Source organism: Thiothrix fructosivorans (genome assembly GCF_017349355.1).
Taxonomy (GTDB): domain Bacteria; phylum Pseudomonadota; class Gammaproteobacteria; order Thiotrichales; family Thiotrichaceae; genus Thiothrix; species Thiothrix fructosivorans.
The window spans coordinates 137848-151478 of record NZ_JAFMPM010000007.1 but is presented as its reverse complement, the minus strand read 5'-3'; the positions used below and the strand labels follow the sequence as shown (position 1 = coordinate 151478).

12 protein-coding genes and 2 pseudogenes are annotated in these 13631 nt (G+C 52.5%); 8 read left to right on the top strand and 6 right to left on the bottom strand.

The genetic code is table 11. The annotated features are described in order from the left end of the window. Positions 1 to 813, top strand: coding sequence for an SGNH hydrolase domain-containing protein (locus tag J1836_RS13525; RefSeq protein WP_207251655.1), 813 nt, complete (start codon positions 1 to 3; stop codon positions 811 to 813). On the opposite strand, the gene J1836_RS13520 is transcribed toward J1836_RS13525, so the two are convergent. Both J1836_RS13520 and mscL read right to left on the bottom strand, forming a co-directional pair. After that, positions 790 to 4206, bottom strand: coding sequence for a DEAD/DEAH box helicase (locus J1836_RS13520; protein ID WP_207251654.1), 3417 nt, complete (start codon positions 4204 to 4206; stop codon positions 790 to 792). The genes J1836_RS13525 and J1836_RS13520 overlap by 24 nt on opposite strands. Before the next feature lie 148 nt (positions 4207 to 4354). Next, positions 4355 to 4774 (bottom strand): large-conductance mechanosensitive channel protein MscL, encoded by a 420-nt coding sequence (mscL, locus tag J1836_RS13515; RefSeq protein ID WP_207251653.1) that lies wholly within the window; start codon positions 4772 to 4774, stop codon positions 4355 to 4357. Between the two features lie 237 nt (positions 4775 to 5011). On the opposite strand from mscL, the gene J1836_RS13510 reads away from it, so the two are divergent. Continuing rightward, on the top strand, positions 5012 to 5452 hold the full coding sequence (locus J1836_RS13510; protein WP_207251652.1) for a hypothetical protein: 441 nt from the start codon (positions 5012 to 5014) through the stop codon (positions 5450 to 5452). Here the strand turns inward: J1836_RS13510 and J1836_RS13505 are convergent. Then, a complete protein-coding gene (locus J1836_RS13505) occupies positions 5449 to 6192 on the bottom strand; it encodes a HesA/MoeB/ThiF family protein (protein WP_207251651.1) in 744 nt (247 codons plus the stop codon). The two genes, J1836_RS13510 and J1836_RS13505, sit on opposite strands and share 4 nt — an antisense overlap. A gap of 132 nt (positions 6193 to 6324) precedes the next feature. Between J1836_RS13505 and J1836_RS13500 the strand changes: the two genes are divergently transcribed. Further along, on the top strand, positions 6325 to 7509 hold the full coding sequence (locus J1836_RS13500) for a tetratricopeptide repeat protein (RefSeq protein ID WP_207251650.1): 1185 nt from the start codon (positions 6325 to 6327) through the stop codon (positions 7507 to 7509). A 111-nt stretch (positions 7510 to 7620) separates the two neighbouring features. Then, a complete protein-coding gene (locus J1836_RS13495; protein WP_207251649.1) occupies positions 7621 to 8124 on the top strand; it encodes an Rrf2 family transcriptional regulator in 504 nt (167 codons plus the stop codon). Between the two features lie 109 nt (positions 8125 to 8233). Here the strand turns inward: J1836_RS13495 and J1836_RS13490 are convergent, their stop codons facing one another. Then, on the bottom strand, positions 8234 to 8548 hold the full coding sequence (locus J1836_RS13490) for a BolA family protein (protein WP_207251648.1): 315 nt from the start codon (positions 8546 to 8548) through the stop codon (positions 8234 to 8236). A 22-nt stretch (positions 8549 to 8570) separates the two neighbouring features. Here J1836_RS13490 and J1836_RS13485 point away from each other — a divergent pair. Continuing rightward, positions 8571 to 9610 (top strand): annotated as a pseudogene (locus tag J1836_RS13485) (AAA family ATPase). Next, positions 9610 to 10449 carry a DUF58 domain-containing protein gene (locus J1836_RS13480; protein WP_207251647.1) on the top strand — a complete coding sequence of 280 codons (840 nt, stop codon included), beginning with the start codon at positions 9610 to 9612 and terminating at the stop codon, positions 10447 to 10449. Before J1836_RS13485 ends, J1836_RS13480 begins: the two are co-directional and overlap by 1 nt. On the opposite strand, the gene tnpC is transcribed toward J1836_RS13480, so the two are convergent. Next, the gene (gene tnpC / locus J1836_RS13475) at positions 10450 to 11850 is read right to left on the bottom strand and encodes an IS66 family transposase (protein ID WP_242632849.1); all 1401 of its coding nucleotides are present in this window, start codon (positions 11848 to 11850) and stop codon (positions 10450 to 10452) included. It abuts the gene before it with no gap. Further along, a pseudogene (locus J1836_RS21590) lies at positions 11841 to 12029 on the bottom strand (DUF6444 domain-containing protein); the annotation flags it as partial. The gene tnpC and the pseudogene J1836_RS21590, both read right to left, overlap by 10 nt. 150 nt (positions 12030 to 12179) lie before the next feature. On the opposite strand from J1836_RS21590, the gene J1836_RS13470 reads away from it, so the two are divergent. Both J1836_RS13470 and J1836_RS13465 read left to right on the top strand, forming a co-directional pair. Beyond that, positions 12180 to 12656 (top strand): DUF4381 domain-containing protein, encoded by a 477-nt coding sequence (locus J1836_RS13470; RefSeq protein ID WP_207251646.1) that lies wholly within the window; start codon positions 12180 to 12182, stop codon positions 12654 to 12656. Next, a complete protein-coding gene (locus tag J1836_RS13465) occupies positions 12649 to 13629 on the top strand; it encodes a vWA domain-containing protein (protein ID WP_207251645.1) in 981 nt (326 codons plus the stop codon). The genes J1836_RS13470 and J1836_RS13465 overlap by 8 nt, the downstream gene beginning before the upstream one ends. Positions 13630 to 13631 lie beyond the last annotated feature (2 nt).

Genomic DNA, 13631 nt, shown 5'->3' with positions numbered 1-13631 from the left:
ATGAAAATGTATGTAACGTTATGCGTTGGGCTATTGTGTCTCGGCACTCTGCTGCCCGTCGCCGCCGATGTAAACCGCGAGGCTTTGCTCAAAGCGGCGGATACTGAAGTCAGCGGTGAATACACTCGCCAGCGTTTTCTCGCCGTACAAAAAAAGCCGTTTGATAGCGCCGATAATCGTAAAAAGGCGTTAATTATCGGTGATAGCCACGCCCAAGATTTTTTCAACGGCGTGCTGGAAAATGGTTATTTGGCGAATTACCAACTTAGCACCCGCTACATTCCCACCCGCTGCCAGATGTTTTTGGATGAGGCAGCCGCAGCTAATATCGAACCTAAAGATGCGGCATTGTGTGCGGAATCCGATAATCTGACGCAGGCGGCAACGCAGATTGCCGAGGCTGATGTCGTGATTCTAGTGGCACGTTGGCAGGAATGGGCGGCAAAGTTGTTGCCGGAAACCATCAAAAGCATGAATCTACGCGCTGATCAGTCATTGGTCGTGGTGGGTGCAAAGGATTTCGGCAAAGTGTCGATCAGGAATTACCTGAAGCTATCCGATGATGAATTACGTGCCTTCAGCAATAAGGTTGACCCTAAGCCGTTGGCAACAAATCAGCTCTTGCGTGATAGCTTGGGCACTGCGGTGTTTGTGGATCAGCAACGCCTGATTTGCGGCGAAGGTGCAAGCTGTCGCTTGTTCACCGATGAGCTGGAACTGATTTCGTATGACGGCGGGCATTTGACACCCGCCGGGGCAAAATACGTGGGTAAGCGGTTGTTTACCGACTCACTGTTCCAGCGGTTTCAATAAATCCATTAAGTCTTCTGAGCTGAAGCGCACGCCTTCTTGTGCGCCCGCGTCTGAATACAAGCCATTTGCCAACATCTGCTTTTTCTCTTGCAGCTTGAGGATTTTTTCTTCCACCGTGTCTTCGGTGATGAGTTTGTAAACGAACACGGGTTTGTCCTGACCGATGCGGTAAGCGCGGTCAGTGGCCTGTTGTTCTGCCGCCGGATTCCACCAAGGGTCGTAATGAATCACGGTATCCGCTGCCGTCAGATTCAATCCCGTGCCGCCTGCTTTGAGGCTGATCAGGAAGACTTTCGCGTCGCCCTCCTGAAAATGCGCAATCACTTCATCGCGGTTTTTGGTTTGTCCGGTCAGTTTGGCGTACACGATTTGGTTGGCAACCAGCTCTTCTTCGATCAACGCCAGCATCGAGGTGAATTGCGAGAACAGCAGCACTTTGCGCCCTTCTTCGAGCATTTCTGGTAACAAGGTCATCAGCAATTCGAGCTTGGCGGATTGCTCGACTTTCTTGGCTTTGTCGAGCTTAACCAGACGTGGGTCACAACACACTTGGCGCAATTTCAGCAGCGCATCGAGAATCATAATGTGGCTGCGGGCGAAACCTTTTCGGTTGATCTCTTCCTGCAACTTGGTATCCATCGCCAGCCGCACGGTTTCGTACAAATCGCGCTGTTTACCTTCGAGCGCGACGCTGCGGATGATTTCGGTTTTCGGCGGCAATTCGCTGGCAACCAATTCCTTGGTACGCCGCAACATGAACGGTAATACGCGATGGCGTAATTGTTGTTGCCGCCCGACATCGCCTTGCTTCTCAATTGGGGTGCGGAACAAACGCGTGAATTTGTCGTGTGCGCCAAGGAAACCGGGCATGAGGAAATGGTACATCGACCACAATTCGCCGAGGTGATTTTCCAGCGGTGTCCCCGTCAGGCACACGCGATGCCGCGCTTTGAGGGTGTAAATGACTTGAGTGGTGCGCGATGCGGCATTCTTAATCGCCTGCGCTTCATCCAAAATCAAGTAGTGGAAGGTGTGGCGCGAATACTGTTCTTCATCGCGCACAATCAGCGGGTAAGTGGTGAGAATCAGGTCATAGTTGCCAAGGTTGTCGAAATGCTTGTGGCGGTCGTTGCCGTGAATCACTTGCACGCGCAAATCGGGGGTGAACCGAGCTGCTTCGCGCCGCCAGTTGCCCATCAAGCTGGTGGGGGCGACAACCATTGCCGGTTGAGTGAGCCGTCCTGCCTGTTTTTCGATGAGGAGGTGCGCGAGGGTTTGCAGGGTTTTGCCTAAGCCCATGTCATCGGCAAGGATGCCGTTGAACTGGTATTCACGCAGGAATTGCAGCCAGTTCAAGCCTTCGTGCTGGTAATGGCGCAGTTCGGCATTCAAGCCGTCCGGTAGTGCTACGGGCTGGATGCCTTGGAAATCACGCAACTTTTGGGTGAGGGCGAGCAGTTCTTCCGCGCCTTTCCACTTCATGCCGGGGGCGTTGAGGAGTGCGCCCAGCGCTGTGCCTTGGTATTTGCTGAGTTCCAGATTGCCGTTGGCGTTGAGCGGTTGGTGATCGTAGAGTTCGACCAACGTTTCGAGGATACCTTCGAGGCGTTGCGATTCGAGCTTGGCCCAGCGATTGCCAGCAAGGGGGACGAACATATATTGCTGGCGTTGCAAGAGTTCGCGCAAGGCTTGTGGGCTGTCCATTTGCCCCAGCATATCGACCAGAATCGGCAGCAGGTTGACGCGTTGACCTTCCACCTCAAAGCCTAAGCTGATTTCAAACCAATCGTTGCCGTTGGCACTTTCTTCCCATGCCGCATCGAGGTTGCCTACCACGTCGAAATGCAGATCGAAGGCGGCATCCAGCGTGACATTCCAGCCGTCGTTGCGCAGTGCATCAACACCGTGGTCGAGGAAATCGTTCCAGCGTAACGCGGTCAGCGCGGGGGAATCGGGGTGCATCAGCAATTCGAGGCGGTGCAGGTCGGGGTAATGTTCGTTCGCGCTTTCAAAGCCGTAGTCGGCGAGCGTGTCGAGCGCTTGTTGTTCAAGGTCAAGGTCGCGGTGAATACGGTAGCGTTGCTTGCCGGTTTTTAACAAGGCACTGGGTTTGTGTTGCGCGGGTTGTAACAATTTATCCGCGTATTGAAAGCGCAAGCTGGCAATGTGGGTGTTAAGACCTGTTTCCGGCAAGGTGACGCTACGCAAATAAAGATCGGGTGCGGGTGTGGCGTGAATGTCTTCAATTTGTTGGTGCACGTTGGGGGAGGGGGCAGGCACTTCCGCATCCGGCAAGGCTTCCAATAGGCGTTCACTGACGCTTTCGGCTTGTGCGGCAGGAATCGGCGGTGCATTCAGGAATTTTTCGACTTGGGCAGCACTGAGATCAGGGTGTTGCAATAAGCCGCATGTCAGGGTTTGCGTGTCGATGTACCAGAGCTTGTTATTCAGCCAAAAGTGCTGGGTGATGGTACGGGCGGGAATCATGGCAACGGTGTATTCGTGTTGATCGTTTTGTTGCCATTCAAACTGGAAATCGAGGGGGTTGCTTAAGTGCAGGGCTTGTATATCACGTTGCCAAGTATCGATGGTTGCCCAAAATGCGCGTCCCGTTTTTAGCACCTCTAACAGGGCTTGTTCGCCGGTTTTGCCGCTCAGATTGCCTTTGTTCCAATGGTGCAAAAAGCGCATTCCGGGGGTTGCCAGCAATTGCGCAATCATCAAGTCGTGCGGTTCGTAGCTGAAATTGCGGGCGCGGTAGGGGGTGAGCATGGCTTCGAGTTGGACGTGGGAAGGCTTGCCGTAACCGCCTTTTTTGAGCACATTGGCTTTGTATAGGCTAAGTGTGGGGTGTTCGTAAACGTCGGTATCCAGCAAGTAGAGCAGGTGTGCTTGCACGGCATCGGCATCGCCTTCAAACGGTGAAGTGCTGGGCTTGTCGGCATTGCTTAAGGCTTGCAACCACAGATCAACGGGGGAGCGCGTTAATGCCTTGGCGGTGGGCATGGTCGCTGCCATGAAGGCGGGAACAGTTCTACGTTGCGGCTCTTTGGCTTTTTGCTTGCGGGCATAGTCGAGGTAGGCAAACAACGCGGCAACGGTGTGTTTGCACGCCATCGTGACGGGGCAGGTGCAGACACCCGTGATCCAGCGCGGGGAATGTTCGTTGTAGTTGACCACGGTGACATAAGGTTCTTCCGCTTCCCCTTGGACTTTGGCGGTGATGGAGACGTTGCCATTCCCGCTTTTTTCAGAGCGAAAATGGGTGACTTTGCCAGTTTCATAATAATCTACGCCACGTGCTAGGGTCGCGCTATCGAAGACATTGAACAGGACTGTCTGGGGGAGGTGATTGTCGGCAAGCAGATCGAGGTGTTGGGTCTTTAAGTGCATTTCGTTCGTTTATCTACCAGACTGAATTTTTAGTCGGGAGACATTGTGCAACGCTTGGCAGGGTTTGTCACGGCAAGATGTCAGCTTGAAGCCCAACCTACTCTAATGGCGTAGGTCAGGCTGGCGTTCGATAGGGCGAATGCCCCGCTTATTTCTGTTTTAACAGATCGCGGATTTCGCCCAGCAAGACTTCTTGGTTGGTTAATGCAGCGGGTGCTTCTGGCACGGCTTCTTCCTTACGCTTCATTTTGTTCATGGCTTTAATCGCGAGGAATACGGCTAAAGCAATCACGGTGAAGTCAAAAACAGTTTGTGCAAATGCGCCGTATTTGAGCACCAGTGCGGGTACAAAGTCTGGTGCACCCTCGACCCCGACAGCATCTTTCAATTTGAAAGCCATGTCGCTAAAGTTGACGCCACCCGTCAGCATCCCGATCAGTGGCATCACGACATCCCCGACGAACGAGGATACGATTTTGCCGAATGCTGTACCGATAATCACCCCGACGGCGAGATCGACCACGTTACCCTTCATGGCAAACTCTTTAAACTCACTGATGAAACTCATACATATCTCCACTTTATTTAGATAAAACCGTTCATTATGACGAAATGGTAGTGATTTTGGTTCACTGTAAGGAGGTTATATTTTTGACAGTGATTAAGCCAATTTTTCCAGACAATCCCTGATTTTTTGGGTATGAGTGCGCACTGAAGTGGGATGGTTGATAAATATCAAACAGAAATGGACGTGAGGTAGGTATCCTGAATACCGAATTTCCTTTACACCACAGGTAAAAAAATAATGATTTCATTTGCAACCTTAAGTACTCAAACCGACAAGATTACCGAGCTGTCGAATGTGTTGGCTTATCTCATCCATGACCGTGCAATTTGTGATACGAGTGTGACATGGGCGCTGTTTTTTGAGTACGTCGATAATGTGCAGCACCATTTGGACAGTGAGGATCGTGAGTTGTATCAAAATTTGTTGACTCATAACGACAGCAAGGTGTGCAACACCGCCAAGATGTTTTTGTCGGGCTCTGGCGAAATCAAACGCGTTTTTAGTCAATACCTGAGACGCTGGACTAAAAACAGAACCTTGCATATCAAAGATCATGAGCAATTTGTTAAAGAAACCGCCGAGATGTTTGAGTTGGTGTTACGTCGCATTGAAGATGAAGTCGAGCATCTTTACCCGACAGTACGGGCGGTTAACGTGGGTTGGGCTGCCGCCGCTTAAGGAGGGTTGCAGACGGGGCAGGTTTTGTCCTGCTTCAGACGCATTTCCCGCCACGTCATCTGTTTGGCATTCAGTAACAGCAGGCGTCCGCTGAGGGTCGGTAAGCCCAGCAACACTTTCAGCGTTTCGGTTGCCTGCATACTGCCGATAATGCCGACCACGGGTGCAAGTACGCCAGTGGTACTGCATGTATTTTCATCCTCGCCGTCTTCTTCATACAAACAGCGGTAACAGGCGACATGCGGTTCACGAAAATCAAACGTGGTGATTTGCCCTTCCATGCGAATCGCTGCCCCTGACACCAGTGGTTTCCCCGCCGTTTTACACGCTAGATTCAGGCTAAAGCGCGTCGGAAAGTTATCACTGCAATCGACCACGGCATCGTGTGCCGCCACGGCTGCCAGCAATGCTGTGGCATCCAGTTGGTGTGATACGGTATTAATGTGAATGTCGGGGTTGATCGCGTGTGCGGCATGTGCGGCAGAGGTGACTTTCAGTTGCCCGATGCTTGCCGTGGTATGAATCACTTGGCGTTGCAAATTGGTTAAATCCACCGTATCGAAATCGACCAGCGTGAGCTGCCCAACGCCTGCCGCCGCAAGGTACAGGGTGACGGGCGCACCCAGACCCCCCATGCCAATAATCAGCACTTTTGCGGCAAGTAAACGCTCCTGACCTTGAATATCGACCTCAGGCAGTAAGAGTTGGCGACTGTAGCGAAGCAAGTGTTCATCATTCATTCCGGCATTTTATCGGAAAGAGCGCCTGTATTCATCTGTGGTTTAACCGTATGCTCTTATAAGGCATACATAATGCAGATAGTTTTATCTGAGTAATAATATAGAATACTTTAATCATGCTTCGGGGCTACCATGACAATCGCTACAGCACCCTCTCGGACACTTTCCCTGTTTGTTTCCCCCGCTCTATTACTGAGTTTTCTCTGTGCTTTTGCACCTAACTTGACGGTTGCCAATCCCGTGGTTGCACCCGCAGCACCCGTAAACATCAACGAAGCCCCACCACCGTGGCAAGTAGCCAATGCAAAAAATGCTCAGGTTGATCAGCAGCCCACAGCGACTACAGCGAGTGGTTCTAGTGTGGAAAACTGGTATCGTAACCGCCGCAAAGCTGCTGGCAGCACAGACAATGAATTGGCAACGTTGAAAGCAACGGCAGGGAATGGCGATATCAAAGCGCAATACAAGCTGGCATTGATGTACCGTAACGATGACAGCACGCCAGCCAATATCACTCAATCCTTGGATTGGCAGCAAAAAGCGGCACAAGCCGGTCATGTTGAAGCCCAATACGGTCTTGGTTTGCTTTACGCCAACGGTCAGTACGTGACGGCAAGCGAATCCCAAGCTCGCGCATGGTTTCAGAAAGCGGCCGATCAAGGGCATGTCGCTGCTCGTTTAGCCCTGCTTTCCATGAACAATGGCGCATCTGCTCAAGCGGTGGCGACTGCACCTGCGATTGAAGAAGCGCCTAAAGCCGACATTTCGGTGGTGGATACTTCCAGCTATCCACCACCGGTGGCGACCAAAGTTGCCCTGTCGATGCCTGCTGATGCGCCTGACGCGGCATTCGATAACACCAATAGTGACGGCGACAATGCGGCGGCGAGTTTGGATTTGACGGGTATTGAACCAGTAGTATTGCGCCAATCGGCTGAAGATGGTGATAAACAAGCTCAGTTGATGTTGGGAACGATGTACGAAGATGGTCTGGGCGGTTTGCCTGCTGATTTGCGTGAAGCCGCCTACTGGTACGAACAAGCAGCTAAGCAGAATTACCCAAAAGCACAGTACAACCTTGGTTTGTTGTATGAAGATGGACGGGGCGTGAATCAAAATTACAATCAAGCCGCCTATTGGTACGATCAAGCCGCCAAAGCGGGTTTCACCGAAGCGCAGAATAATCTTGGTGTTTTGTACGTCTTGGGCAATGGCGTTAAGAAAGACGGTAAAAAAGCGGCAAAGCTGTTTACGGATGCCGCGAGCCGTGGCAATGCGGATGCAAAACGCAATTTAGAGATGCTTAACAAAGGTTAAATGTTTCGTTTTTTTCGATGTATTTTTGTGAAAAATTCGACTTTTCCTTATGTTTGCGGCATCGTATAGTGCTTCTCATGGATCAAGGACAAGCATTCATAGGAGACTGACATGAAACTATCCACGCAAGGTCAACACGCGATTATGGCGATGCTGGCATTGGCTATCCACGATGATGAGGGTGCTGTGCGCTTGGGTGATCTTGCGACGCAACAAGGCATTTCGTTGTCTTATCTGGAGCAGATATTCGCCCGCTTACGTAGCGAAGGTTTAGTCGAAGGGATTCGCGGCCCTGGTGGTGGCTACCGTTTAAGTCGCCATGCCGATGAAATTACTTTGGCAGACATTATTTTAGCGGCTGAAGATGAGCCAGCGTTGGAGCGTCGTCCGCGTCACAATACCGATGCGCTTGGTCAACATTTGGTACAACAAATGTGGGCAGACTTGAGTGGTCAATTCCAACGCTTTATGGAAGACATTACGTTGGAAAGCTTAATGGATGGGCATAAATTGCCACGCAAATCGTACCAAATGGGCGAAACTGCCAGTTTGATTGCCCATATGTTCCCCGCACGGGAACTAAGAACCAACATGATGCATCAAATGGCTATGTAAAACGTATACACCAATAATGTAAAAAACTTTTCGCAAGGCTGCCGCTACTCTCCTCCGAATCAAGCAGCCTCTCCAGCGGGGTTGCCTTGAGCCAGCAACCTCGCTTTTTTTATGCTTTCCCACCCCCCATGCACAAGGGCGATTCGGCCACCTTCCCACCTTTGGCAAAATGCTCTTCCGGTGTCAGCGTATGCAACGCTAGCGCGTGAATTTTGCCGTTTAGTTCTTCTGCCAAAATGCCATTAATCTGCCGATGGCGTGCAATCAGCATTTTTCCATTGAACTGTGCGCTCACAACCGTCACCTTGAAGTGCGATTCCGAACCGGGTGGGACATTGTGCAGGTGGCTTTCATTGACGACTTGTAGGAAGTCAGGCTGCATGGCTTGTTGGATTTTCTGTTCGATTTGAGTCTGTATAGTCATAGCATTTGCACTTGAATTAACGATGATTAACTTGAAACCACGGGAATGGGGCGCGTATATTCCGCCCTACATCCACATAACGACCTGCGAACATGAACCAAAAGAAAACTTTGACAAGTTGTCCCAGTATTTGCAAAGCAAAATCATTGGACAAAAATCCCTGATCAATCGCCTGATGATCGCTTTGTTGGCAGAGGGGCATTTGCTGGTAGAGGGTGCGCCCGGTTTGGCGAAAACCCGCGCTATTCAAATGTTAGGGCAGGGGATCGAAGGGGACTTTCACCGTGTGCAGTTCACGCCGGATTTATTGCCAGCGGACATCACGGGGACGGAAGTGTTCCACCCGAATGATGGTTCGTTCCATTTCCAGAAAGGGCCATTGTTCCACAATTTGATTCTGGCGGATGAAATCAACCGTGCTCCAGCTAAAGTGCAATCGGCCTTGCTGGAAGCGATGGCAGAACGCCAAATTACTGTCGCAGGCACAACGTGGCCATTGCCCGAACCCTTCATGGTCATGGCGACCCAAAACCCGATTGAGCAAGAAGGCACGTATCACCTGCCGGAAGCGCAACTCGACCGTTTCTTGATGCACGTTATTGTCGATTACCCGACCCCTGCCGAAGAAAAAGTCATCCTGCATCTAGGGCGCAAGAAGCCATGCAGAATGTTCGTCACGAAAAAGAAGTGGTTGCCCCACTGGTCAGCCGCGAAGACGTGACGATGGCGCGTCAGGATGTGCTGAATATTTACATGGCGGAAAAAGTTGAAACCTACTTGCTGCAACTGGTGTTGGCAACCCGCAACCCAGAACGCTATGGGAAATCCTTAACCGGTAGCATTGCTTACGGCGCAAGTCCGCGTGCTACGTTGTCACTGGATCGTTGCGCCCGTGCGCACGCATGGCTAGCAGGGCGTGATTTCGTCAGCCCTGAAGACGTGCAAGCGGTGGCGCACGATGTGTTGCGTCATCGTCTGTTGCTGACGTTTGAAGCGGAAGCCGATGGCATGACCGCCAACCACATTATCGATGAATTGCTCGCGCTGGTGGCTGTTCCCTGATGGCGGTCAACCGTACTAACGCGGGTGAAGGCATTGTCTTTCGCTCTTTGCCTGCCCTGTTACAGTTGCAGGGGCAAGTGCGTACCTTGGCGCTAGCGAAAAAACACATCCGCGCCCATCACGCGGGCTTACACCGCTCAGTACACAAAGGGCGCGGGATGGATTTTGCCGAGTCGCGTATGTATCAACCGGGTGATGACATCCGCACCATTGACTGGCGGGTAACGGCGCGGAGTGGGCGGGTTCACACCAAAGTATTTGAAGAAGAGCGCGAAAAGCCGGTGCTGCTGTGGGTCGATTTACGTCCATCGATGTTTTTTGCGACGCGAGGGCGTTTTAAATCGGTGGTGGCTGCTGACGTTGCGGCATTGCTGTTGTGGAAAACGCTGCAAGATGGCGACCGTATCGGTGGTTTACTGCAAAACGGTGAACACATTGAGTTGAAACCCTCGCGTAGCCGTTCCGCCGCGCTGCATTTCCTGCGTCAGTTAAGTGATATGACCCGTAATGCTAGCGTGAGTCGTAAGAGTGCGGATTTGCAGGCGAGTTGGACACGCTTACGCCGTGTTGCGCAACCGGGTAGCCAGATTTTTGTGTTAAGCGATTTTCGCCAAGCGAATACGGCTGCTTTGCGCCAGTTAGCCATGCTTGCCCAGCATTCACAAGTCACCCTGATTGCGATTCAAGACCCGTTTGAAGAACGTTTACCGAATACCGGTAGCCTGCGCTTAACCGATGGCAAGCGTCACTTGTTACTGAATATTGGACAACGCTTGTGGCGGGATCGTTATGCCAACCGTGTTGCTCAAGCCGCTAAAGCGTTGCAAGAATGTAATTGATCACATCCCCACCCCTTGCGGTAAAGCGGGCAGGGCAAAGCCAGCGCGGGCAGCGGTAATAACACTGGCAAGATAAGCCAAGGCAGACTGTCCACGTTTGCGGCAAGTACCGATGATGCTGGCCAGCATGGCAAACGCACGGCTCCCCGTAGCACTCTTTGTGCCATGGTTGGTTTTGCGCAGGATCACCCAATGGCGCAACGCCCGCTCAGCCTCATTATTGGTCAAGGGAAGCCACGGGTGGTCAAGGATTCGGAAAATGGCATCCCAATCATTGATGAACTCTTTCGCCAGTGCCGCCGTCTTGTCATGGGCAGATACGGCATGGATCAAGCATAATGCCCTGAATTCCAGGAGTTTTGCCTGATGGCGTTGACGGATCACGTCGGTTTGCGTCCCCACCGTGCCGCCTGCTGCCCGCCAAGCGTAAATGTCGTCCTGTAATACCCTCAGCCAAGCGAGGGTGAAGTTGCCAAACGTCCGCCCGTCTTTGTCCAGTGATTCTGCCAGCCCACGGGCTTTGCGGATCAGGTGCGCCCAGCAACGCAAGCGTTTGGGGTGGTGGCGGTAAGCGGCATAGCCATCACTCATCAGCCAGCCCCCAAAGTGGGGGCTAATCACGTTGTCGAGCATTTCAATGGTGCGCTGCCCTACGTAGAAACAAACGCTGAGGGTGGTGACGAATGTCCATAGCCACAGGGCTTCGCCACGCTCTTTCCAAGAGGTTTCATCAATATACAGCACCCCGCCGTCAGCGGTGGCTTCTGCCAACAGCCCTTCCACCAAGGCATCTTCCAATGGAGAAGCACTCGCGGCTGCTTCCTCAAAACATTGCTGCAACACCCCGACACTTAGGGGAATGCCCAACACCTCCCGCAACAGTTCTTGTGTGCCACGCAGTGACAAGCGTGAGCGCAGCCGTAGGTGGACAATAAGTGCCGCCAGATTGCCCCCAATCAGCCGCCACTCGCCCACATCAACCTCCGGGTATAACGGGTCGGGAGCTTGGCGATGCGGGATATGGCGGCTCACATGACCGCAGGTGCATACGCTATCGTGAAGGTGGTGGCGGGTGGTGATGACGGTCAGTCCGGGGTTCCCATCCGTGCCAAACTGGATGTCCACACTGTCATAGGCGGTATAAATACGGGAGACAGCCGCATCCAGGGACCTGCCACAGGCTTCACATCGGCTGGGGTAATGGTGTTCGTCTGCATTGATGGGCGGATGCCATACCCGACCATAACCCGGTGCGCCGGGTTGTTTACCCGCTTTTGCGTTTGGCTGGTTGGGCTGGCTTTGTGCCCGCCACAGCTTCTGGGTTCCGGGGTTGGCTTTCCTCTGGCTGCACCCACCCCTTCTGTTTCGGGCAAAGCCACCGTTTTGGGTGACGTTTCCCACGGGAAACCGCTGCTGGGTGGTTTGGAGGAGTTGTTGGAGTTTTGGTTGATCTGTTCCCGCGCTTCTTTCAGGTCATGCAACAACTTGGTCGACAGGTGCAGCAGTTCCTCCGGCGTGAGCTTGGCAAGGTACTGGCTGTTAAGCTGTTTGAGGCTGTGGTCTTTCAGTTGTTGGGTCATCGGGGGAGTGTCGCAAATTTAGTGCGTTTGGGTAAGGGGGGACTGTTCAGTTACGCAAGAATTCACCCGCAGCCATCGTATTCCTTTGGTGCAACTCTCCACGGCTGATAGCGATAACGAACGCTTGCTGAAACTATCGCGGGGGCTACGATGAACCCAGAAGAATTACCACTGCGCGATATTCATTTACCCAATCCAGTTGGTTGGTGGCCGCCCGCACCTGGTTGGTGGTTATTGGCTGGTGTGATGCTGGCGGTGATTGTATGGCTGTTTTGGCGCTGGAAACAGCAACAACGCGAGGAGCACTCGTTAGAACTGGCGTTAGCCGAGCTGGAACGTTTGCAAGGGAGGCATGGCAACAATACCAAAGATTTGTTACGTGAACTCTCCGTGTTGTTACGTCGCGTTGCTATGACGCAATACGGGCGGCAAGCGGTGTCGGGTCTGATGGGCGAGGCGTGGGTCACATTCCTTGATGCTAAAGCGGGTAAGCCGTTATTTGCGGGCAAGTTGGCGCATTTGCTCACGGAAGTCCCTTATCGCCCCGAAACACAGGTAGAAACCACGGCATTGCTGCACGCTATTCGTCAGTGGATCAAGTTGCAACGGGGAAAAAACCATGTATGAATTTGTCTGGTGGTGGCTGTTTTTGCTGTTACCGCTGCCGTTGCTGGCACGCTGGTTGCTAAAACCCGCTGTCCAAGCGGAAGGCGTTGCGCTGAAAGTGCCGTTTTTGGATGATTTTCAGCAAGGCAATAAATTGTTGGGCAGTTCACAAGGCATGTTGGGGTTATTGCTAGCTAGCGTGGCATGGGTGATGTTGCTAGCGGCGGCGGCACGTCCGGTGTGGGTGGGTGATACCGTGGCGATGCCCGTGTCAGGGCGGGATCTAATGCTGGCAGTGGATTTATCCGGCAGTATGCAGGAGCAAGATTTCATCCTCAACGGGCAAGTGGTGGATCGGCTGGTAGCGACTAAAGCGGTAGCAGGCGAGTTTGTCAGCAAGCGTGGCGGCGACCGCATTGGCATGGTGTTGTTCGGTGATCAAGCGTATTTGCAAGTGCCGCTGACGTTTGACCGTCAAACCGTGCTGCAATTGCTGAATGAATCACAAATTGGTTTGGCGGGGGAACGCACGGCGATTGGGGATGCGATTGGGCTTGCCCTCAAACGCTTACAAGATAGCCCCCAGAAAAACCGTGTGCTGATTCTGATGACCGATGGTGCGAATACCGCAGGCAGCGTCAGCCCATTAGAAGCTGCCGATATGGCGGCAACGGCAGGTTTGAAAATTTATACGGTGGGTATCGGTTCGGAAAGTGACCAGATGCGTAGTAATTTTGGCTTTCAGTTAATGAATCCTACGGCAGATTTGGATGAAAAAACCCTCAAGTCGATTGCTGAACGCACAGGTGGTGCTTATTTTCGCGCCCGTGATACCGAGGAGTTTCAGAAAATTTATGCTGAACTTGATCGCTTAGAACCGGCTGAAAAAGAGGCGCAACAATGGCGACCGCAGCAAGAATTGTTCCGTTGGCCGTTGTTGGCGGCATTGGTGCTGACACTGTTAGCCGCTGTGTTACGGATAGAGCGGGAGTGAGT

Bases quoted from the DNA above. Each gene is read 5' to 3' on its own strand.
- J1836_RS13525 (WP_207251655.1), top strand. From the start codon at position 1: ATGAAAATGTATGTAACGTTATGCGTTGGGCTATTGTGTCTCGGCACT.
- J1836_RS13520 (WP_207251654.1), bottom strand. From the start codon at position 4,206: ATGCACTTAAAGACCCAACACCTCGATCTGCTTGCCGACAATCACCTC.
- mscL (WP_207251653.1), bottom strand. From the start codon at position 4,774: ATGAGTTTCATCAGTGAGTTTAAAGAGTTTGCCATGAAGGGTAACGTG.
- J1836_RS13510 (WP_207251652.1), top strand. From the start codon at position 5,012: ATGATTTCATTTGCAACCTTAAGTACTCAAACCGACAAGATTACCGAG.
- J1836_RS13505 (WP_207251651.1), bottom strand. From the start codon at position 6,192: ATGAATGATGAACACTTGCTTCGCTACAGTCGCCAACTCTTACTGCCT.
- J1836_RS13500 (WP_207251650.1), top strand. From the start codon at position 6,325: ATGACAATCGCTACAGCACCCTCTCGGACACTTTCCCTGTTTGTTTCC.
- J1836_RS13495 (WP_207251649.1), top strand. From the start codon at position 7,621: ATGAAACTATCCACGCAAGGTCAACACGCGATTATGGCGATGCTGGCA.
- J1836_RS13490 (WP_207251648.1), bottom strand. From the start codon at position 8,548: ATGACTATACAGACTCAAATCGAACAGAAAATCCAACAAGCCATGCAG.
- J1836_RS13480 (WP_207251647.1), top strand. From the start codon at position 9,610: ATGGCGGTCAACCGTACTAACGCGGGTGAAGGCATTGTCTTTCGCTCT.
- J1836_RS13470 (WP_207251646.1), top strand. From the start codon at position 12,180: ATGAACCCAGAAGAATTACCACTGCGCGATATTCATTTACCCAATCCA.
- J1836_RS13465 (WP_207251645.1), top strand. From the start codon at position 12,649: ATGTATGAATTTGTCTGGTGGTGGCTGTTTTTGCTGTTACCGCTGCCG.